The following is a 19,319-nucleotide window of genomic DNA, read 5'->3' as shown; positions in this document are numbered from 1 at the left end:
GCGCAGCACAGCGCCTACCCCGTCCCCGGGCCGCCCCCGGCCGCCCATCGGTACCCGCCCGCGCAGGGCCGGCGCACCGATCCGCACGCCAGGCCGCCGGTCAACATCCTCACGATCTACTCCGTCGCGATGGGCGCGATCGGGCCGATCTCGTGCGGGCTGCTGTCCATCCCGGCGATCGTCACCGGGCATATGGGCCTGTCGCGGGCGCGCCGCTCGGGCGAGCGCGGGACGGGCCTCGCGGTGACCGGGATCGTCCTCGGCTGGCTCATGGTCGCGGTCTGGATCCTGATCATCATCGGCCTCCTGCTGCCGGAAGAGCAGTGACCGGAAAACGCGTTGCGGCGGCGGGCCGGGCGATGGCACCGTTGACGGCGTCGGCCCGTCCAAGACGGGCGACACGAGACCCGAGAGGAGGACCGGCCATGGCTCTGGAGCAGTATCGACTCCGACTGCCCTCGGCGTCGCACGCCCGCCCCGGCCGGTATCCCGTCTCCCGCTAGACCCCCGGCCGAGCCGCAGGCGAGTGGCGCCACCTCGCGACGATCACGCGGCTCTACTCCAACGGGCAGAGAGGCCACTCTCAGGAAGTGGATGTTCCGGGTTCGAATCCCGGGGGCCGCACGCATGCCTCCGTAGTCCAACGGCAGAGACGGCAGCATGAGGTGCTGTGCGATGGATCTGGTTGGCCAGGGCTAGCACAGAATCCCTCCGGAGGTACTGGGCGGGCCAACACGGTCCGCAAGTGGGGGCGGCGCCGACGTTCGGAGAGTCGGGCCTGCCTGTAAAGCAGGTGCCTCGCGCTGAGTGGGTTCGAATCCCACCCGCCCCACGGCTTCACCCGGCGAAGTCACGGCCGCACCCGGCGAAGTTCCGGGCCGGCATTGCGGTGCGCGCGTTGCTGAACTAATGTCTGGACACGTGTCCGGCAATGAGCAGCTGACGACCGAGCCCACCCGCCGCCGTCTCACCGACCGGCAGGCCGACACGGTGCGGCGGCTGACCGACGCCGCCGTGGTGGAGGTCGGCGAGACCGGCTACGACGGCCTCACCGTCCGCAACGTCGCCAAACGCGCCGGGGTCGCGCCCGCGACCGCCTACACCTACTTCGCGTCGAAGAACCACCTGATCACCGAGGTGTTCTGGCGGCGGCTCAGCGCGCTGCCGCCGGTGGAGGCCGACGGCACGCTGCACGAGCGCGTGGAGGAGGTCCTCCGCGAGATCGCGCTGCTGGTGTCGGACGAGCCGGAGCTGGCGGCGGCCTGCACCACCGCGCTGCTCGGCACCGACCCCGACGTCCGCGAGCTGCGGGTGCGCATCGGCGTCGCGATCCGCGGCCGGATCCAGGCCGCGCTGCGCGACCACGACGACCCCAAGATCCTCGGCGCGCTCGAGCTGGCCTACACCGGCGCGCTCGTGCACGCGGGCATGGGCTACACGTCCTACGCCCGCGTCGCCGACCGGCTCGCCGAGATGGCGGAGCTCATCCTGCCCGAACCCGCCGAGTGAGGTGACGGCCGTGGCCCCTGCCGCGCAGATCTTCTACAGCCCCTTCGACTACGCCGTCCACGAGGACCCCTACCCCTGCTACGCGCGGCTCCGCGACGAGGCGCCGCTCTACCGCAACGACGAGCTCGGCTTCTGGGCGCTGTCCCGGCACGCGGACGTGTCCGCCGCGTTCCGCGACCACGCGACGTTCTCCAACTCGCACGGCGTCTCGCTGGAGCCGAGCGCGTGGGGGCCGCAGGCGCACCGGACGATGTCGTTCCTCGCTCTCGACCCGCCGCGGCACACCCGGATGCGGGCGTTGGTGTCCAAGGGCTTCACGCCCCGCCGGGTCAAGGAGATGAGCGACGGCATCAGGGCACTCGCCAGGCGCCACCTGGAGCCGGCCCTGGAGAAGCGCGAGTTCGACTTCGTGTCCGACTTCGCCGGGCTGCTGCCCATGGACGTCATCTCCGAGATGATGGGCGTCCCCGAGGCCGACCGGGTGGAGGTGCGCCGGCTCGCCGACCTCGTCGTGCACCGGGAGGAGGGCCTCAACGACGTCCCGCCCGCCGGGATGGACGCGGCGCTCACGCTCGTCGGCTACTACCAGGACATGGTCGCCGAGCGCAGGCGCCGGCCCGCCGACGACCTGACCTCGGCGCTGCTGGACGCCGAGATCGACGGCGACCGGCTCGACGACACAGAGATCATCGCGTTCCTGTTCCTGATGGTGGTCGCGGGCAACGAGACGACGACCAAGCTCCTCGCCAACGCCCTGTACTGGGGCTCGCTGAACCCGGAGCAGGCAGCCAAGCCCTTCGGCGACCCGGGACGGGTGGACGACTGGGTCGAGGAGACGCTGCGCTACGACACGTCCAGCCAGATGCTCGCCAGGCTGGTCACCACGGACATCGAGCTGCACGGGCAGCGGGTCCCCGCGGGCGACCGGATGCTGCTGCTGGTCGGCTCGGCCAACCGCGACCCGCGCGTCTTCGAGGACGCCGACGCCTACGACCTCGACCGCGACACCTCGCAGCTCGTCAGCTTCGGCGGCGGCCGGCACTTCTGCCTGGGCGCCAACCTCGCCCGGCTGGAGGCGCGGATCGCGCTCGGCGAGCTGGTGCGGCGCGTCTCCTCCTTCGAGGTCGACCACGCCGGTGCGGAGCGGGTCCATTCGGTGAACGTCCGCGGCTTCGCGGCGCTGCCGGTTCGCGTGGTCGGCCGGGGGCGGAAGGAGAGCTGAAGGATGCCAAGGTTCGATCCCCACCCCGGGCGGCGCCCGGTCGCGGTGGCGGGCGCGTCGTCCGGGATCGGCGCGGCAACGGCGGCGGCGCTGGCGGCGGCCGGGCACCCGGTCGCGCTCGGCGCGCGGCGCGTGGACAAGTGCGAGGAACTCGCCGCGACCATCCGGGCCGGCGGGGGAGAGGCGTTCGCGCACGCGCTGGACGTCGGCGACGCCGACTCCGTCAAGGCGTTCGCGGCGGCCGCCGAGGACGCGCTCGGCCCGGTCGAGGTCGTCGTGTCCGGCGCCGGCGACCTGTCCGCCGGGCGGCTGCACGAGCTCGGCTCCGCCGAGTTCGTCGCGCAGGTGCAGGTCCACCTCGTCGGAGCGCACCGGCTCGTGTCGCACTTCGTCCCGCAGATGGTGGCGCGCCGCCGCGGCGACATCGTGTTCATCTCCTCCGACACCGTCCCCGCTCCGCGCTCCTGGACCGGCGCCTATGTCGCGGCCAAGAGCGGCGTGGAGGGCATGGCCCGCACCATGCAGATGGAGCTGGAGGGGACGGGGGTGCGGGCGTCGATCGTGCGGCCCGGACCGACCGCGACCGGCATGGGCATGACCTGGGACGCGGAGACCACCGGCGCCGTCCTGGAGGACTGGGTGAAGTGGGGCCACGCCCGCCACCCGTACTTCCTGCGCCCGTCCGACGTCGCCGCCGCCGTGGCCGCGGTCGTCGCGACCCCGCGCGGCGCCCATCTCCGGCTCGTCGAAGTACAGCCCGAAGCCCCCCTGGAGGAATCATGACCGCTTTGGTGGAGCCGCGCGTGGTGTCGGGCGGGCCCGACCACCTGGAGGAGCTGCGCTCGGACCCGATCGGGCTGATGCGGCGCGTCCGCGACGAGTGCGGCGACGTCGGCGAGTTCCGGCTCGCGGGGCGGCGCGTCGTCCTGCTGACCGGCGCCGAGGCCAACGAGTACTTCTTCCGCGCCCCGGACGAGGAGCTCGACCAGGCCGAGGCGTACCCGTTCATGACGCCGATCTTCGGCGAGGGCGTGGTGTTCGACGCCACCCCCGAGCAGCGCCGCGAGGCCCTGCACAACCAGGCGCTCAAGGGCTCCTACATGAAGGGGCACGCCGCGACGATCGCCGCCGAGGTCGACCGGATGGTCGCCGGCTGGGGCGACGAGGGCGAGATCGACCTGCTCGACTTCTTCGCCGAGCTGACCATCTACACCTCGTCGGCCTGCCTGATCGGCCGCAAGTTCCGCGAGCAGCTCGACCGCCGGTTCGCCGACCTGTACCACGACCTCGAACGCGGCACCGACGCGCTCGCCTACGTCGACCCCTACGCCGACATCGAGAGCTTCCGCCGCCGCGACGCGGCCCGCGCGGCGCTCGTCGAGCTGGTCCAGGGCATCATGGACGGCCGCCCGCCGAACCCGCCGAAGGAGGACCGCGACCTCCTCGACGTCCTCATGTCCATCAAGAACGAGGACGGCACGCTCCGGTTCGACGCGGACCAGGTCACCGGCATGTTCATCTCGATGATGTTCGCCGGCCACCACACCACGTCCGGCACCGCCGCGTGGACGCTGATCGAGCTGCTCCGCAACCCGGATGTGCTGGACGGCGTCGTCCGCGAGCTGGACGAGCTGTACGCGGACGGCAGCGAGGTGTCGTTCCAGGCGCTGCGCGCCATCCCGTACCTGGAGTCGGCGATCAAGGAGGCGCTGCGGCTGCACCCGCCGCTGATCCTGCTGCTGCGCGTCGCGCAGTCCGACCAGGAGGTGTGCGGCCACCGCATCCCGGAAGGCACGATGGTCGGCTGCAGCCTCGCCGTCTCCAACCGGATCGAGGGCGACTTCCCCGACCCGGACGCCTTCCGCCCCGAGCGCTACGTCGCCCCGCGCGAGGAGGACGTCCTCAACCGCTGGACGTGGGTGCCGTTCGGCGCGGGACGGCACCGCTGCGTCGGCGCGAACTTCGCGATGATGCAGCTCAAGGCGATCTTCTCGGTGCTGCTGCGGGACTGGGAGTTCGAGCCCGCGCAGCCCCTGGAGACCTACCGCAACGACCACTCGAAGATGGTCGTCCAGCTCGCCCAGCCGTGCGCGGCCCGGTACCGCAGGAGGCGCCGGTGAGGATCGAGGCCGACCTGGACCTGTGCCAGGGGCACGCGATGTGCGAGCTGGAGGCGCCGGACGTCTTCGAGGTCCCACGCAAAGGCAAGGTCCGGATCCTGGACGCCGACCCCCCCGAGGACATGCGCGCCGAAGTGCAGGCCGCCGTCCGCTACTGCCCGACCCAGGCCCTCAAACTGCTGGAGACGTGATGCCCTCATTCCCCCGTGAAGAACTCGACGCGATGGTGGAGCACTGGCTGGAGGAGAACCGGCGCTGCGAGGCGGCCGGCGACTGGCGCCCCCTCGCCGACCTCTACACCGAGGACGCCACCTACGGCTGGAACGTCGGCCCCAAGCAGGACTTCATGGCCGTCGGCCGCGACGAGATCCGCGACATCGCCCTCGGCCAGGAGATGGGCGGGCTGGACGGCTGGATCTACCCGTACCAGAGCATCCTGGTCGACGAGCACAAGGGCGAGGTCGTCGGCTTCTGGAAGCAGATCGCCGACGCCAAGCGCCCGGACGGGACGCCGTACGAGGTGCTCGGCATCGGCGGCTCGTGGTTCCGGTACGCCGGGAACCGGCAGTGGTCGTGGCAGCGCGACTGGTTCGACCTCGGCAACGTCACGGCGGTGTTCGTCGAGATGATGAAGGCCGACGTGCTGTCGGACGGGATGAAGCGGCGCCTGGACCGGGCGGCGTCCCGCGAGCCGGTCCCCGGCTACTACCGGCGGGGGGAGAGCCCGGTCCCGATCTGGTGATCAGATCTGACCCTCGGGCTTCGCCGGGATCGTCGCCTTGATCGCCGGGCCCAGCTCGATGAGGACGTCCCCGGCCGGGTTGTACTTGGGCGGGACGGTCACCTCGACGTAGGCCTGCCGCGCGACCGCGGTGAAGGTGACCGGGCGGTCGGCGGGGTACCCGAACCAGTCGATCCCGTTGATCGTCACCAGCTCCGACGTGGGCCGCAGCGAGGCGGGCCGCGGCACGCCGCAGCGCAGCGCGATCGCGGGCGACCCCCAGGCGGCGGTCAGCGGGGACTCGGGGGAGGTGTCGCGGCGCTCCTGCCCGTGCACGCTCGCGGGCAGCCGCAGCCCCTCGCACAGCCGCTGCGTGGCCGCGTCGGGCTCCGGCACGGGAACCTGCACGGCCCCGCCGCCGCAGGCGGCGGCCACCAGCGCCAGCCCCGCGACCAGGAGCGGCTTCGGGCTAGATGTGAACAATCGGGCAGGTGAGGGTGCGGGTGATGCCTTCGACCGCCTGGATCTGCGCGACGACGAGCTTGCCCAGCTCGTCGACATTGCGCGCCTCCGCCCGGACGATCACGTCGTACGGCCCCGTGACGTCCTCCGCCAGCGTCACACCGGATATGCCGGAGATGTGATTCGCCACGTCGGCTGCCTTGCCGACTTCGGTCTGGATGAGGATGTAGGCCTGCACCATCACGTCCTCCCCGGTCGGAGAATTGGCCGTCGGACGGTTCACCGTATCGTGTTACGCGCCGCGGCGGGCGGCCGGGGGAGCGCGTGCCGGGATCGGGCCGCACGCGACCGCGCGAACGGGGGAACCGGCGGAAAATGGGCACCATCGGCGACCTGGGCGAGTTCGGACTGATCGCCCGGCTGACCCGGCGGCTGCCGCCGGGTCCCTCGGTGCCGCTCGGCCCCGGCGACGACGCGGCCGTGGTCGCCGCGCCGGACGGCCGCGTCGTCGCCACCACCGATCTCCTCGTGGAGGGCAGGCACTTCCGCCGCGACTGGTCGGGCCCCTACGACATCGGCCGCAAGGCCGCCGCGCAGAACCTCGCCGACGTCGTCGCCATGGGCGCCCGGCCCACGGCGCTGCTCGTCGGGTTCGCCGCCCCGCCCTCGACCGACGCGGAATGGGCCGAGCGGCTCTACGACGGTCTCGCCGACGAGTGCCGCGCGGCCGGTGCGTCCGTCGCGGGCGGCGACGTCGTCGGCGCCCCCGAGATCACCCTCGCCGTCACCGCGCTCGGCGACCTGGGCGGCGGGGCGCCGCTCACCCGGTCCGGGGCGCGGCCCGGCGATGTCGTCGCCGTCCGGGGGCGGCTCGGCCACGCCGCCGCCGGGCTGGCCCTCCTCATCGCCGGGCGGGAGGGGCCCGCCGAGCTGATCGCGGCCCACCGGCGTCCCGAACCCCCGTACGCGGCGGGCGAGGAGGCGCGTGCGCACGGCGCGACCGCGCTACTGGACGTGAGCGACGGGCTCGTCCAGGACCTCGGGCACATCGCCGCCGCGAGCGGCGTCCGGATCGACATCGACTCCGCGGCCGTGCCCGTCCCGGACGTCCTCGGGCCGGACGGCCTCCGGCACGCCCTCACCGGTGGTGAAGATCACGCGTTCGCCGGATCGTTCCCGCCGGACGCCCGTCTGCCAGCGACCTGGAAGCGGATCGGGGTCGTCGCCGAAGGATCGGGAGTGCACGTCGACGGCCGCGAACCGCCCGCCGGCGGCTGGGACCACTTCCGGGCCTGAACGCGCCGGGCACGCAGCGCGTACAGCCGTAAGCGTTGCCGGATCCTGTAGGCATGGTTGGTACGGGTTTGGTATACATCCTGTGATCGAAGAGGGATGGGATGGGACGACACAGCAAGGTTGGGCCACCGGAGGACGACCCCCTACGGGGCGCCCGAGGCTCCCGGGTCCGACCCTACGGAGCTCCGTCCGGCCCGCCCCACGAGTCCGGTCCGCCCTACGACGCTTACTCCGGGCCGACCGACGACCGGGTCTACGTGTCGCCGCACGACCGCATCTCCACCGGTCCTCCGCCCGGAGCGGAACGCCAGAACGGACCGCCGCCCCGCCGGCTGTTCGAGCCGCTCCCCGGCGACTACCCGGGTGACTTCCCGGGCGCTCCCGCCAATCCCTACCCCGCCGCCGCACCCGAACGGCCTCCCGATCCGCTCGACCTCGAGCCCGGCGGCGGCCGCCGGTGGCTCAAGTTCCTGTCGGTGCTCCCGGTCCCGCTGATGCCGATCCTCGCGCTGGTCGTCGCCGTCGGGGTCGTCTCCTACGCGCTGAGCACCCAGCAGATATCCCTCAACTTCGCGGGCGGCGCGCCGAGCAACACGCAGACCGACCAGCGCGACAACCAGATCACCCAGCGCGGCCCGGACGAGCGCGCCAGCCGCGGCGCCGAGCGCTCCGACGGCCTCCTCATCGCCTTCCGGGTCGCGTCCCGGACCCCCGACGGCTTCAAGGCCACCGCCACGATCGCCAACCAGGGCCCCCGGCCCGTGGACCAGTGGGCGCTGGCGTTCCAGATCCCGACCGCCTCGGTCACCGCCGTCAGCGGCGCCACCGCCGTCCGGACCGGCGCCACCCCGTTCCTGCGGGGCCGCACGGTCATCGCGCCCGGTGAGCGGGTCCGGATCGTCTTCACCGCGCGGGGGACCGCCGCCAAGCCGTCCTCGTGCGTCCTGAACGGCAGGCCCTGCGCGCTCGTCTGAGCCCGGCCGCCGACTAGATCGCATAACCCGGCAGACCGCCATAAAGTGGGCGGCATGACGACCATCCCGTCCCTCGCGCAGGCGCCTCCCCTCGTGCTCACCGTCGCGGGCTCCGACTCCGGCGGCGGCGCCGGGATCCAGGCGGACCTGAAGACCATGCTCGCCCTCGGCGTCCACGGGATGAGCGTCGTCGCCGCCGTCACCGCGCAGAACTCGCTCGGAGTCCAGGGCTACTGGGAGCTGCCGCCGGAGGCGGTGCGCGCCCAGCTCGACTCCGTGCTGTCCGACATCGGCGTCCACGCGATCAAGACGGGGATGCTCGCGTCGACGGTGCTGGTCGAGACCGTCGCGGAGGCGCTCGCCGCCACCGACGCGCCCGCCGTCGTCGATCCCGTGGGGGTGTCCAAGCACGGCGACTCGCTGCTGGCGCCGGACGCCGTGCACGCCGTCCGCTCGGCACTGCTGCCGGTCGCGACCGTCGTGACCCCCAACCTCTTCGAGGTCGAGCAGCTCACCGGCGTCAAGGTGGTGGACGAGGCGGGCATGCGCGAGGCCGCCGAGGCCGTCAAGGCGCTCGGCCCGCGCTGGGTCCTGATCAAGGGCGGCCACCTGCCGGGCGAGCCCGCCGACCTGCTCTTCGACGGGGAGCACGAGCACCGCTTCACCGCGCCCCGCCACGACAACCGGCACACCCACGGCACCGGCTGCACGCTGGCGTCCGCCATCGCGTCCCACCTGGCCATGGGCGAGGACGTCCCCGCCGCGGTGGCGAAGTCCAAGGAGTACGTGACGGGCGCGATCGCGGCGGGCTTCCCCCTCGGCTCCGGCATCGGCCCCGTCGACCACGCCTGGCGCCACCGCTGAGCACGCGGGCCCGGGAACGCGAAAGCCGGCTCATCGGGTGGGCCGATGAGCCGGCCGAGGCCGTCCGGGATCAGGTCAGACGGTCGGCTTGACGACCTTGCCGGCCTTGATGCAGGACGTGCAGGCGTTGATCCGCTTGGTGCTGCCGTTCACGACGGCGCGCACGCGCTGGATGTTGGGGTTCCAGCGGCGCGGGGTGCGGCGGTGCGAGTGGGAGACGCGCATGCCGAAACCGGGTCCCTTGCCGCAGACGTCGCAGACGGAAGCCACGGGAAACTCCAAGTGGTGTCGATGCTCTGGACCGGAGCGACGCCCCGATGCCACCGACGGCGGCCGGACATCACGGGTGCTCACTGAGGGCGCCTCGGACGAGGCGCGAGGATCAGAGTAGCCGACGCCGCGCCGGGTACGCGAATCGCCTCGCGGCCCGTCCGGCTTCCCGGGACGGCACGAGCACGGTACAGAAGAGGACGAGACGGCGAGAGGGGCGGGTCCGTGGGCGAGGTCCTCGACGGGGTGGCGGTGCTGCGCTGGTGCAGGCTCACGGCGGAGGCGCTGGGGCGCGCGAGAGCGGAGATCGACGCGCTCAACGTGTTCCCCGTCCCGGACGGGGACACCGGCACGAACCTGTACCTGACCGTGATCGCGGCGGCGGACGCGCTGGACGAGCTCCCCGCCGGCGGGCCGCCGGACGCCGCGCGGATCTGGCGCGCGCTCGCGCAGGGGGCGCTGCTCGGCGCGCGGGGCAACTCGGGCGTGATCCTCAGCCAGGTGTTCCGCGGGCTCGCCGACGTCCTCGGCCCGCTGGAGGGGCCGCCGGACGGCACCGCGTTCGCGGGGGCCCTGGCCCACGCGTCGGGCCTGGCCCGCGAGGCGGTGGAGCGGCCGGTCGAGGGCACGATCCTGAGCGTCCTCGCCGCCGCGGCCGCGGCGTGCGGCGCGGAATCGTCCGGAACCGGACTCGCCGTGGTGACGCGGGCCGCCGCCGCGGGCGCCCGGCAGGCGCTCGGCCGCACCACGGGGCAGCTCGACGTGCTGGCGCGGAGCGGGGTCGTGGACGCGGGCGCGGCCGGGCTCTGCGTGGTCCTCGACGTCCTCGCGGCCGTGGTCACCGAGGAGTACCCGGAGCGGTACGAGGTCCCCCCGCGCGCGGCGCCTCCCCGTACGGCGGGGGCACCGCCCGCCGAGGAGCACCCCGGGCCGCAGGGACCCGGCTACGAGGTCATGTACCTGCTCGACGCGCCGGACGAGGCGGTCCACGTCCTCCGCGAGCGGCTGGACGGCCTCGGGGACTCGCTCGTCGTGGTGGGCGGCGACGGCCTGTGGAACGTCCACGTCCACGTGGACGACGCCGGCGCGGCCATCGAGGCGGGCATGGCCGCGGGCCGCCCGCACCGCATCCGCGTCACCTACCTCGACGCCGGGGACCGGCCGCACGCGCCGCACACCGGGCGCGCGGTGATCGCCGTCACCGCCGCCGGCGGGCTCGCCGCGCTGTTCGAGGAGTGCGGCGCGCGGGTCGTCCGGCGGGAGAGCGGCACGGTGCCGCCGCTTGCCGTGCTGGCGGACGCGATCCTCGCGGCGGGCGACGAGGTGGCCGTCCTACCCAACGAGCCCGAGGTCCTCGCCCTCGCCGAGGCCGCCGCAGAGCGCGCGCGGGACAGCGGCGCCAGGATCGCGGTCGTGCCGACGAAGGCGTCCGTCCAGGGGATGGCGGCGCTCGCCGTGCACGACCCGCTGCGCCGCTTCGGCGAGGACGTCATCGAGATGACCCGCGCCGCCGGCGCCACCCGCTTCGGCCACCTGGAGGTCGCGGAGCAGGAGGCGGTCACGAGCGTCGGGCTGTGCCGGCCCGGCGACGTGCTCGGCCTGATCGAGGGCGACGTCGTCACGATCGGCGCGGACATCGCCGAGGTCGCCCGGCACCTCGTGAACCGGATGCTGTCCGGCGGCGGAGAACTCGTCACGCTGATCGCCGGCGTGCACGCGCCGCCCGCCCTCACCGGCGCGCTCGAAGACCATCTGCGCGGCGACCATCCCGACGTGGAGGTCGGCGTGTACGACGGGGGCCAGGAGCGGTACCCGCTCCTCATCGGCGTCGAGTGATTCCCGTCCCCGCCATGGGCTAGAAAAGACTGCGTGGCGAATCTCGACGAGCCGTTGAGCAAGGTCCTGGGCGACAAGACGGCCAACGCGCTGAAGAAGGGCCTCGACCTGCACACGGTCGGCGACCTCCTGCACCACTATCCGCGCCGCTACGCGCACCGCGGGGAGCTCACCCAGCTCAGCGGCCTGCAGGACGGCGAGCACGTCACGGTCATGGCGGAGGTCGTGAAGGTCCAGGGCCGCAGCCTCACCCGCAGCCCCGGCTACGTCCTGGAGATCACCGTCACCGACGGGACCGGGCAGCTGAAGCTGAGCTTCTTCGGCCGCAAGGGCTCCTACCGGGCCGAGAAGGAGCTGTCGCCCGGCACCCGCGGCCTGTTCGCCGGGAAGATCAGCACCTACCGGCCCCGCAGCGGCAAGGAGGTGCGGCAGCTCACCCACCCGCAGTACAAGGTCGTCGCGGAGAAGGGCGCCGAGGAGGCCGCCCAGGAGTGGGCCGACGAGATCATCCCGATCTACCCGTCCACCAAGGCGCTGCCCATCGAGACGATCGGCACGTCCGTCGGCACCGTCCTCGACCAGCTGACCCTGCCCGCGGACCCGATGCCCGGTGCGCTGCTCGGCCGCCGCCGCCTCACCGGCCTGCGCGAGGCGTACGAGGGCATCCACCGCCCCCGCACCTGGGACGAGCTGGGCAAGGCCCGTGCCCGCCTCAAGTGGGACGAGGCGTTCGTCGTCCAGGTCGCTCTGGCCCAGCGCCGCCTCGCCGCCGCCGCGCTCCCCGCGACGCCGCGCCCGCCCTCCTTCGGCGGCCTCCAGGCGGAGTTCGACGCGCGCCTGCCCTTCGAACTCACCGAGGGCCAGCGCCAGGTGGGCGACGAGATAGCCGCCGACCTGGCGCGGGAGCACCCGATGCACCGCCTCCTCCAAGGCGACGTCGGCGCGGGGAAGACCGTGGTCGCGCTGCGGGCGATGCTGCAGGTGGTCGACAACGGCGGGCAGGCGGCGCTGCTCGCGCCCACCGAGGTGCTCGCCCAGCAGCACTACCGGTCGATCACCGGCATGCTCGGCGACCTGGCGGAGGCCGGGCGGATCGGGGGAGCGGAGAACGCGACCCGGGTCGCGCTGCTCACCGGTTCGCAGGGCGCCAAGGCGCGCAAGGAGGCCCTGCTGGACGCGGCGTCCGGCGCCGCCGGGATCGTCGTCGGCACCCACGCGCTCCTCCAGGAGAGCGTCCAGTTCGCGGATCTCGGGCTCGTGGTCGTGGACGAGCAGCACCGCTTCGGCGTCGAGCAGCGGGACGCGCTGCGCGAGAAGACCGGCGGCGGCCGCCCGCACGTCCTGGTCATGACGGCGACCCCGATCCCGCGCACGGTCGCGATGACGGTCTTCGGCGACCTGGAGACCTCGGTCCTCGGGCAGCTTCCGGCGGGCCGGTCGGAGATCCGGACCCACGTGGTCCCGCCGGAGAAGCCCGCGTTCCTCGCCCGGACGTGGGAGCGCATCAAGGAGGAGGCCGCCCAGGGACGCCAGGTCTACATCGTCTGCCCGCGCATCGGCGAGAAGGAGGGCGACGAGGGCGACGCGATGGACACGGGCGACGCCGACGACTCCGGCCGCCGCTCCCCGCTCGGGATCACGGAGGTGCTGCCCAAGCTGGAGGAGCTGCTCGCCGGCCTGCGCATCGGCGTCCTGCACGGCAAGCTGCATCCCGACGAGAAGGACGCGGTCATGCGCCGCTTCACCGCCCGGGAGCTGGACGTCCTGCTCGCCACCACGGTCATCGAGGTCGGCGTGGACGTCCCCAACGCCACCGTGATGGTGATCATGGACGCGGACCGGTTCGGCGTCTCGCAGCTCCACCAGCTGCGCGGCCGCGTCGGACGCGGCTCCCTGCACGGCCTGTGCCTGCTCGTCACCGACGCCGAGCCCGGCAGCAAGGCCCGGGAGCGGCTCGACGCCGTCGCGTCCACGACCGACGGCTTCAAGCTGTCCCGCCTCGACCTGGAGCAGCGCCGCGAGGGCGACGTGCTGGGCGCCGCGCAGGCCGGCCGGACCTCCAGCCTCCGGCTGCTGACCCTCCACCGCGACGAGGACGTCATCCGCGACGCCCGCGAGGAGGCCACGGCACTGGTCGAAGCCGACCCGGACCTGGCGGACCACCCCGGCCTGGCCACCGTCCTCGCGTCCCTCCTGGACGAGGACCGCGCCGACTTCCTCGAAAAGACCTGACCCACTCGGCCCCCGCGCCGCCGGTGGCCGTGCACCGGCAGGCGTGCGCGGCCGCGCCGGGACGCCGGGATACTGGGGGACATGACGAGGGTCATCGCGGGGATCGCGGGAGGGCGGCGGCTCGCCGTCCCGCCCGGACGGGACACACGGCCCACCGGCGACCGCGCCAGGGAGGGCCTGTTCGCCACGGTCCTCGCCCTCCTCGGCCCGCTGGACGGCCTGCGCGTCGCCGACCTGTACGCGGGGTCCGGGGCGGTCGGGCTGGAGGCGCTCTCCCGGGGCGCCGCCCACGCGCTGCTCGTCGAGTCGCATCCGCGCGCGATGCGGGTGATCCGGCAGAACGCCGGGGCGCTCGGGCTGCCCGGCGCCGTCCCGTGCCCGGAGAAGGTGGAGCGGCTCGTCCGCACGCCGCCGGACGAGCCCTACGACTGGATCTTCGCCGACCCGCCGTACCCGCTGCCGGACGCGTCCGTCACCGCCCTGCTGGAGGACCTCCGCGACCACGGATGGGCCGCGCCCGACGCGCTGGTCGTCGTGGAGCGCGCCGCGCGCGGCCCGGCGCTGCGCTGGCCGGACGGCTTCGAGGCCGAGCGGGACCGCCGCTACGGCGAGGCGATGTTCTGGTACGGCCGCGCGACCGGCCGTTGAGTTCACGGCGGTTCGGGTAGGAGGACGCGCATGAGGCCCGGGATCGACCGTGCGTTGACCCGTACCTGGGTCGTCACCTTGGTGCTGGTCGCCGCGCTCATGGCGAACATCACCTACGTGCAGGGGTTCCAGGCCGAGGAACTGCGGGACTCCGCGCTCAACTCCCGCCGCCTGGACGACCGCTTCAAGGTCGACCGCGGGCCGATCGTGGCGGACGGCGTCCGGCTCGCCTGGTCGGAGAAGGCCGGCGACGAGCGCTACCGGCGCCGCTACCGGGAAGGGCCGGTGTTCGCGCCGGTCACCGGCTACTTCTCCGTCTTCTCCCAGACCGGGCTGGAGGAGGCCGCGAACCACTTCCTCGACGGGACCGACGACCGGCTCGCGACCGCCGACATCATCGACAAGATCCTCGGCAAGAAGGTGCCGGGCGGGACGGTCGAGGCCACCGTCGACGTCCGGGCGCAGCGCGTCGCGTACGAGGCGCTCAGCGCAGCCGGAGCCCGGCGGGCGGCCGCCGTCGTCCTCGACGCCGACACCGGCGCGATCCGGGTGCTGGCGTCCACGCCGACCTACGACCCGAACGAGGTGTCCACCCTCGACGGGGAGCGGGCGACGGCGGCGTTCGAGCGGCTCAACGCCCAGCCGCTCAAACCGCTGCTCGACAAGGCCGCGAAGGAGCTGTTCCCGCCCGGCTCCACGTTCAAGGCCGTGGTCGCGGCGGCCGCCCTGGAGGCCGGGGCGACCGCGGACACCGGGGTCACGGCGGGCCGGAGCTACCGGCCGCCCGGCGCCGGGCAGGCGATCAACAACGACGAGGCCGACATCGGCGGATCGTGCGACCGCGCCCGCATCCCGCTCATCGAGGCGTTCGCGCAGTCGTGCAACACCACGTTCGCTTACATGGGCGCTGAGGAGCCGGGGAACGGCGCCGTCCACGAGAAGGCCGCCGCCTTCGGGTTCGGCGACCGCATCGAGTACGCGGACGGCGTGCTGAGCGCCGCCTCGTCCTTCCCCGAGACGGGCGAGGCGGCGCTCAGCGCGCTCGGCTCCATCGGCCAGGGCAGCACGGTCGCCACGCCGCTGCAGATGGCCATGGTCGCCGCCGCGGCGATCAACGACGGGGTGGTCATGCGGCCCCGGCTGATCGAGGAGTTCCGCGCCCCCGGCGGCCGGGCGGTGGACGACGTCTCGCCCCGCCGGATGTCCCGGGCGCTGAGCTCCGAGCAGGCCGCCCAGATGCGGGACATGATGGAGGCCGTGGTCCAGAGGGGCACGGGCAAGTCCTTGCGGGGCACGTCCATCCTGGGCGGCAAGACAGGGACCGCCGACGTCGAGGGCGCCTCCTACAACGAGCGCTGGTTCATAGGCTTCGGCCCCCGCGAGAACCCCGAGTACGCCGTGGCGGTTCTGACCGAGGCCCCCGGCTACGGCATCGAGTCCGGCCCCATCGCCGCCCGGATCGTCGCCGCCCTCAGCCGCGAGTAGGCCCGCCGGTGCGCCGCGCCCGGATCCGCACCCCGGATCCGCCCGCCCGCGGCGCTTCGCGAGGCTCGGGCGAGCCCGGGTGAAAGCAGGCCGAATACGATTTGGTACGTTCGCGCCGCAGGTCAGAAACCGGGACCGAAGGGGTTCGCACCGTGCGCCGTGTCGTCTGTCCGGGATCGTTCGACCCCGTCACCAACGGGCATCTCGACATCATCAGCCGCGCCTCCCGTCTCTACGACGAGGTGGTCGTCGCCGTGCTGATCAACAAGAACAAGAAGAGCCTGTTCACCGTCGAGGAACGGGCCGGCATGATCTCCGAGGTCACCAAGGAGTACGGCAACGTCCGGGTGGACACCTTCTACGGGCTCACCGTCGACTACTGCAAAGAGCAGGACATCCCGGTCATCGTGCGCGGGCTCCGGGCCGTCAGCGACTACGAGTACGAGCTGCAGATGGCCCAGATGAACCACCGGATAGCCGGTGTCGAGACGCTCTTCATGGCGACGAACCCGGAGTACGCGTTCCTCTCGTCAAGCCTGATGAAAGAAGTCGTGAAGTTCGGCGGCGACGCCTCCGGCCTCGTCCCGGACCTCGTGCACGACCGGCTGGTGGAACGCCTCCGGGGGGAGTGAGGGCCCGGCCCTGGCGAGGCGGCCGCGAGTTGGGGGCACTGCCGAAGCTTCGGTATCCTGTGACATCGGCCATCGACAGCCGCCGACTCTCCCATGCCTCACGAAAGCAGGAATCCACTGACTCGCCGCGACCCCAACGCCCCGCTCGTGCTCGACACCCGGGCGCTGGGCAGGCAACCCGGGTCGTCGCGGGAGGAGCACCTGTCCGTGCCGGCACCGGAGAACTTCGGCGTCGAGATGGTGGGCGTCCCCGAGGGCGCCGCGATCGAGCTGGACCTCCGGCTCGAAGCGGTACTCGAGGGGGTGCTGGTCACCGGTACGGCGACGGTCCCCCTCCGGGGGGAGTGCTCCCGCTGCCTCGACCCGATCGCCTCGACCTTCGAGGCGGACTTCCAGGAACTGTTCGTCTACGGCGACACCCGCTCCGGCGGGAACGCCGACGACGAGGAGCTCCGCCTCGAGGGCGACCTGATCGACCTCGAGCCCGTCCTGCGGGACGCGGTGGTGCTCGCGCTGCCGCTCTCCCCGCTGTGCCGGGAGGACTGTCCGGGCCTGTGCCCGGACTGCGGTGTACGGCTGGCGGACGCCGAGCCGGGCCACCGCCACGCGGCCGCCGACCCCCGGTGGGCGGCGCTGCAGGATCTCGCCGGCGACCTGGCGCCGGCTCCCCCCGGCCGGGGGGACGGGAGCTCAGGCCCCCGTGGTTCATCCGACCGACGAGAAGGAAAGCAGGAGGGCTGACGTGGCCGTCCCCAAGCGGAAGAAGTCGCGCAGCAACACGCGGCACCGGCGTGCGCAGTGGAAGGCCACCGCGCCGAACCTGGTCGAGTGCCCGACGTGCCGCGACCCCAAGCTGCCCCACACCGCGTGCGCGACGTGCGGCACCTACAACCGGCGGCAGGTCATCACTCCGTCGTCCTGAGGTCTTCTCGCATCCCGGGGGGCGGATCCGCGCGGACGGCGCGGCCCGCCCCCTGCGGTGCGGCAGGACCGGCACCCCGACCACCCCGGCGCGAGACGTCGGCGTGGTGACCGGCGCGGAGAGCGCGCCCGGAGCCGTGGTGCACGCCGGGATCACCGACCGGCGCGCACCTCGTCTTCGCGGACCTTCCCTCGCCGAGCGTCCTCGCCGTCCCGGCCGACCGGCCGCGCGCCACAGACGCGACCGCGCCCTGCGCGGTGCACGGCCTGCGAGGAGGGCCCTGTGAGCGGCAAGAAGAGCGACCCCGCGCCGGACCGCGCGGAACTGACCGGCGCGCTCGGCGTGGACGTCGACGCCGAACTGCTCGAACGCGCACTGACCCACCGTTCCTACGCCTACGAGAACGGCGGGCTCCCCACCAACGAGCGCCTGGAGTTCCTCGGCGACTCGGTGCTGGGGCTCGTCGTCACCGACACCCTGTTCCGGGGCCACCCCGACCTGCCCGAGGGGCAGCTGGCCAAGCTGCGCGCCGCCGTGGTCAACATGCGGGCCCTCGCGGGCGTCGCGCGGGGCCTCGGCGTCGGCGCGCACATCCGCCTCGGCCGCGGCGAGGAGGGGACCGGCGGCCGCGACAAGGCGTCGATACTCGCCGACACCCTGGAGGCGCTGATCGGCGCGGTCTACCTGGACCGCGGCCTGGACGAGGCGTCCGCCCTGGTGCACCGGCTCTTCGACCCGCTCATCGACCGATCGGCGGGTCTCGGCGCCGGGCTGGACTGGAAGACCTCGCTTCAGGAGCTCACCGCGGTGGAGGAGCTCGGCGTCCCCGAGTACCACGTCTCCGAGAGCGGCCCCGACCACCAGAAGACGTTCCGCGCCACGGTCCGCGTCGGCGGGACGACCTACGGGTCGGGTGAGGGCCGCAGCAAGAAGGAGGCCGAGCAGAACGCGGCCGAGGCCGGCTGGAACGAGATCCGCCGGATCGTCGTGGAGCGCGAGGCCGCCGCGCAGGGCGAGCAGGCCAGGGAGGCCGGACAGGCGGCCCAGACCGGTGCCTGAGCTTCCCGAGGTCGAGGTCGTCCGGCGCGGCCTGGAGAGCTGGACGGCGGGCCGCACGATCGCGTCCGCCGAGGTGCTGCACCCCCGGTCGGTGCGCCGCCACGCGCCCGGCCCCGCCGACTTCGCCGGGCGCCTCGCCGGGCGCACCGTCCACCCGCCGCGGCGCCGCGGCAAGTACCTGTGGCTGCCGCTGAGCACGCCCGACGGCCCGGCGGGCGAGGCGGGCGAGCCGGGCGAGGCGCTGCTGGCCCACCTCGGGATGAGCGGCCAGCTGCTCGTCGGCGAGCCGGACCGGGAGCGCGAGAAGCACCTGCGGGTGCGGATCGCCTTCGCCGACGGCGGGCGCGACCTGCGCTTCGTCGACCAGCGGACGTTCGGGCACCTCCTGGTCACCGACCTGGTCCCCGACGCGGTCGGCGGTGAGAAGGGCCCCGGGCTCGTCCCGGCGCCGATCGTGCACATCGCCGCGGACCCGCTGGAGGACGCCTTCGACGCCGAGGCGTTCTTCCGCGCCCTCCGCCGCCGCAAGACCGGCATCAAGCGGGCGCTGCTCGACCAGTCGCTGATCAGCGGGGTCGGCAACATCTACGCCGACGAGGCGCTGTGGCGGGCCAGGCTGCACTGGGGGCGGCCGACCGAAACGATGACCCGGGCGGAGGCCGCGCGCGTCCTGGAGGGCGCACAGGAGGTCATGGAGGCCGCCCTGGCCGTCGGGGGGACCTCGTTCGACAGCCTCTACGTCGACGTGAACGGCGACAGCGGCTACTTCGAGCGGTCGCTGGACGCCTACGGGCGGCGCGACGAGCCGTGCCGCCGCTGCGGCACCCCGATCCGCCGGGACGAGTTCATGAACCGCTCCTCCTACAGCTGCCCCGTATGCCAGCCGCGTCCACGCCGCATGCGCTGACCGCGGGCGGGCTCACCTCCGGCGACTCCGTCCGCCGGTCGGATGACGCGCCGGCCCCCGCTGCGGTTACGTTTGAGCACGCTTGGTGACCACGATCGAGGAGGGGCCGATGGGGACCGGGGACGATGAGACCACGCGGCTGACGGCCTGGGTGCGGGGG

22 protein-coding genes and 2 tRNA genes are annotated in these 19,319 nt (G+C 73.5%); 21 read left to right on the top strand and 3 right to left on the bottom strand.

The window, feature by feature from the left end; translation table 11 throughout:
* The 9 genes from E1266_RS24160 to E1266_RS24120 all read left to right on the top strand — a co-directional run.
* Positions 1 to 327: DUF4190 domain-containing protein (locus E1266_RS24160; RefSeq protein ID WP_132050640.1), on the top strand; the 327-nt coding region annotated here is incomplete at its 5' end.
* 223 nt (positions 328 to 550) lie between these two features.
* Positions 551 to 624, top strand: a tRNA-Leu gene (locus E1266_RS24155).
* Between the two features lie 124 nt (positions 625 to 748).
* Positions 749 to 832, top strand: a tRNA-Tyr gene (locus E1266_RS24150).
* Positions 833 to 921: 89 nt separating this feature from the next.
* Positions 922 to 1,509, top strand: coding sequence for a TetR/AcrR family transcriptional regulator (locus E1266_RS24145; protein WP_243718799.1), 588 nt, complete (start codon positions 922 to 924; stop codon positions 1,507 to 1,509).
* A 10-nt stretch (positions 1,510 to 1,519) separates the two neighbouring features.
* Positions 1,520 to 2,731 (top strand): cytochrome P450, encoded by a 1,212-nt coding sequence (locus E1266_RS24140; protein ID WP_243718797.1) that lies wholly within the window; start codon positions 1,520 to 1,522, stop codon positions 2,729 to 2,731.
* Between the two features lie 3 nt (positions 2,732 to 2,734).
* Positions 2,735 to 3,514 (top strand): SDR family oxidoreductase, encoded by a 780-nt coding sequence (locus E1266_RS24135; RefSeq protein WP_132050638.1) that lies wholly within the window; start codon positions 2,735 to 2,737, stop codon positions 3,512 to 3,514.
* A complete protein-coding gene (locus E1266_RS24130; protein ID WP_132050636.1) occupies positions 3,511 to 4,851 on the top strand; it encodes a cytochrome P450 in 1,341 nt (446 codons plus the stop codon). Before E1266_RS24135 ends, E1266_RS24130 begins: the two co-directional genes overlap by 4 nt.
* Positions 4,848 to 5,042, top strand: a complete 195-nt coding sequence (locus E1266_RS24125; RefSeq protein WP_132050634.1) for a ferredoxin — start codon at positions 4,848 to 4,850, stop codon at positions 5,040 to 5,042. Before E1266_RS24130 ends, E1266_RS24125 begins: the two co-directional genes overlap by 4 nt.
* Complete coding sequence (locus E1266_RS24120; RefSeq protein ID WP_132050632.1) at positions 5,042 to 5,593, top strand: nuclear transport factor 2 family protein; 552 nt, start codon at positions 5,042 to 5,044, stop codon at positions 5,591 to 5,593. The genes E1266_RS24125 and E1266_RS24120 overlap by 1 nt, the downstream gene beginning before the upstream one ends.
* Here the strand turns inward: E1266_RS24120 and E1266_RS24115 are convergent, their stop codons facing one another.
* Positions 5,594 to 6,055, bottom strand: coding sequence for a DUF3515 domain-containing protein (locus E1266_RS24115; protein WP_243718795.1), 462 nt, complete (start codon positions 6,053 to 6,055; stop codon positions 5,594 to 5,596).
* Entirely contained in the window at positions 6,042 to 6,275 is a 234-nt protein-coding gene (locus E1266_RS24110) for an Lrp/AsnC ligand binding domain-containing protein (RefSeq protein WP_132050628.1), read from the bottom strand. The genes E1266_RS24115 and E1266_RS24110 overlap by 14 nt, the downstream gene beginning before the upstream one ends.
* Positions 6,276 to 6,409: 134 nt before the next feature.
* Between E1266_RS24110 and E1266_RS24105 the strand changes: the two genes are divergently transcribed.
* The 3 genes from E1266_RS24105 (at position 6,410) to thiD (ending at position 9,168) form a co-directional block, all read left to right on the top strand.
* On the top strand, positions 6,410 to 7,330 hold the full coding sequence (locus E1266_RS24105) for a thiamine-phosphate kinase (RefSeq protein WP_132050626.1): 921 nt from the start codon (positions 6,410 to 6,412) through the stop codon (positions 7,328 to 7,330).
* 257 nt (positions 7,331 to 7,587) lie between these two features.
* Positions 7,588 to 8,304, top strand: a complete 717-nt coding sequence (locus E1266_RS24100) for a cellulose binding domain-containing protein (RefSeq protein ID WP_165966189.1) — start codon at positions 7,588 to 7,590, stop codon at positions 8,302 to 8,304.
* A 54-nt stretch (positions 8,305 to 8,358) separates the two neighbouring features.
* Positions 8,359 to 9,168 carry a bifunctional hydroxymethylpyrimidine kinase/phosphomethylpyrimidine kinase gene (thiD, locus tag E1266_RS24095; RefSeq protein ID WP_132050622.1) on the top strand — a complete coding sequence of 270 codons (810 nt, stop codon included), beginning with the start codon at positions 8,359 to 8,361 and terminating at the stop codon, positions 9,166 to 9,168.
* A 75-nt stretch (positions 9,169 to 9,243) separates the two neighbouring features.
* Here the strand turns inward: thiD and rpmB are convergent, their stop codons facing one another.
* Positions 9,244 to 9,438, bottom strand: a complete 195-nt coding sequence (gene rpmB / locus E1266_RS24090) for a 50S ribosomal protein L28 (protein WP_030164391.1) — start codon at positions 9,436 to 9,438, stop codon at positions 9,244 to 9,246.
* A 225-nt stretch (positions 9,439 to 9,663) separates the two neighbouring features.
* Here rpmB and E1266_RS24085 point away from each other — a divergent pair, with 225 nt between their 5' ends.
* The 9 genes from E1266_RS24085 to mutM all read left to right on the top strand — a co-directional run bounded on the left by E1266_RS24085 (position 9,664) and on the right by mutM (position 19,159).
* Positions 9,664 to 11,274, top strand: coding sequence for a DAK2 domain-containing protein (locus tag E1266_RS24085; protein WP_132050621.1), 1,611 nt, complete (start codon positions 9,664 to 9,666; stop codon positions 11,272 to 11,274).
* A 33-nt stretch (positions 11,275 to 11,307) separates the two neighbouring features.
* Entirely contained in the window at positions 11,308 to 13,506 is a 2,199-nt protein-coding gene (gene recG, locus E1266_RS24080) for an ATP-dependent DNA helicase RecG (RefSeq protein WP_132050619.1), read from the top strand.
* Positions 13,507 to 13,587: 81 nt separating this feature from the next.
* Positions 13,588 to 14,154 (top strand): 16S rRNA (guanine(966)-N(2))-methyltransferase RsmD, encoded by a 567-nt coding sequence (gene rsmD / locus E1266_RS24075; protein ID WP_132050617.1) that lies wholly within the window; start codon positions 13,588 to 13,590, stop codon positions 14,152 to 14,154.
* Between the two features lie 30 nt (positions 14,155 to 14,184).
* On the top strand, positions 14,185 to 15,639 hold the full coding sequence (locus tag E1266_RS24070) for a penicillin-binding transpeptidase domain-containing protein (protein WP_132050615.1): 1,455 nt from the start codon (positions 14,185 to 14,187) through the stop codon (positions 15,637 to 15,639).
* Between the two features lie 152 nt (positions 15,640 to 15,791).
* Entirely contained in the window at positions 15,792 to 16,271 is a 480-nt protein-coding gene (gene coaD / locus E1266_RS24065; RefSeq protein ID WP_132050613.1) for a pantetheine-phosphate adenylyltransferase, read from the top strand.
* Positions 16,272 to 16,364: 93 nt separating this feature from the next.
* Positions 16,365 to 17,012 (top strand): YceD family protein, encoded by a 648-nt coding sequence (locus E1266_RS24060; RefSeq protein ID WP_132050611.1) that lies wholly within the window; start codon positions 16,365 to 16,367, stop codon positions 17,010 to 17,012.
* 1 nt (position 17,013) lies between these two features.
* Positions 17,014 to 17,193, top strand: a complete 180-nt coding sequence (gene rpmF / locus E1266_RS24055; protein ID WP_131950505.1) for a 50S ribosomal protein L32 — start codon at positions 17,014 to 17,016, stop codon at positions 17,191 to 17,193.
* 282 nt (positions 17,194 to 17,475) lie between these two features.
* Positions 17,476 to 18,252: a ribonuclease III gene (rnc, locus tag E1266_RS24050; RefSeq protein ID WP_132050609.1), complete on the top strand. Its 777-nt coding sequence runs from the start codon at positions 17,476 to 17,478 to the stop codon at positions 18,250 to 18,252.
* The gene (gene mutM, locus E1266_RS24045; protein WP_132050607.1) at positions 18,245 to 19,159 is read left to right on the top strand and encodes a bifunctional DNA-formamidopyrimidine glycosylase/DNA-(apurinic or apyrimidinic site) lyase; all 915 of its coding nucleotides are present in this window, start codon (positions 18,245 to 18,247) and stop codon (positions 19,157 to 19,159) included. Before rnc ends, mutM begins: the two co-directional genes overlap by 8 nt.
* Positions 19,160 to 19,319: the final 160 nt, after the last annotated feature.

It is taken from the genome of Actinomadura sp. 7K534 (genome assembly GCF_004348575.1).
In the GTDB taxonomy this organism is placed as follows: Bacteria; Actinomycetota; Actinomycetes; order Streptosporangiales; family Streptosporangiaceae; genus Spirillospora; species Spirillospora livida.
This window is presented reverse-complemented; position numbering and strand designations above follow the sequence as displayed.

Excerpts from the sequence above, each read along its gene's own strand:
- thiD (WP_132050622.1), top strand. The coding sequence starts at position 8,359 with ATGACGACCATCCCGTCCCTCGCGCAGGCGCCTCCCCTCGTGCTCACC.
- E1266_RS24105 (WP_132050626.1), top strand. The coding sequence starts at position 6,410 with ATGGGCACCATCGGCGACCTGGGCGAGTTCGGACTGATCGCCCGGCTG.
- rsmD (WP_132050617.1), top strand. The coding sequence starts at position 13,588 with ATGACGAGGGTCATCGCGGGGATCGCGGGAGGGCGGCGGCTCGCCGTC.
- E1266_RS24060 (WP_132050611.1), top strand. The coding sequence starts at position 16,365 with ATGCCTCACGAAAGCAGGAATCCACTGACTCGCCGCGACCCCAACGCC.
- E1266_RS24120 (WP_132050632.1), top strand. The coding sequence starts at position 5,042 with ATGCCCTCATTCCCCCGTGAAGAACTCGACGCGATGGTGGAGCACTGG.
- E1266_RS24070 (WP_132050615.1), top strand. The coding sequence starts at position 14,185 with ATGAGGCCCGGGATCGACCGTGCGTTGACCCGTACCTGGGTCGTCACC.
- E1266_RS24110 (WP_132050628.1), bottom strand. The coding sequence starts at position 6,275 with ATGGTGCAGGCCTACATCCTCATCCAGACCGAAGTCGGCAAGGCAGCC.
- E1266_RS24130 (WP_132050636.1), top strand. The coding sequence starts at position 3,511 with ATGACCGCTTTGGTGGAGCCGCGCGTGGTGTCGGGCGGGCCCGACCAC.
- E1266_RS24135 (WP_132050638.1), top strand. The coding sequence starts at position 2,735 with ATGCCAAGGTTCGATCCCCACCCCGGGCGGCGCCCGGTCGCGGTGGCG.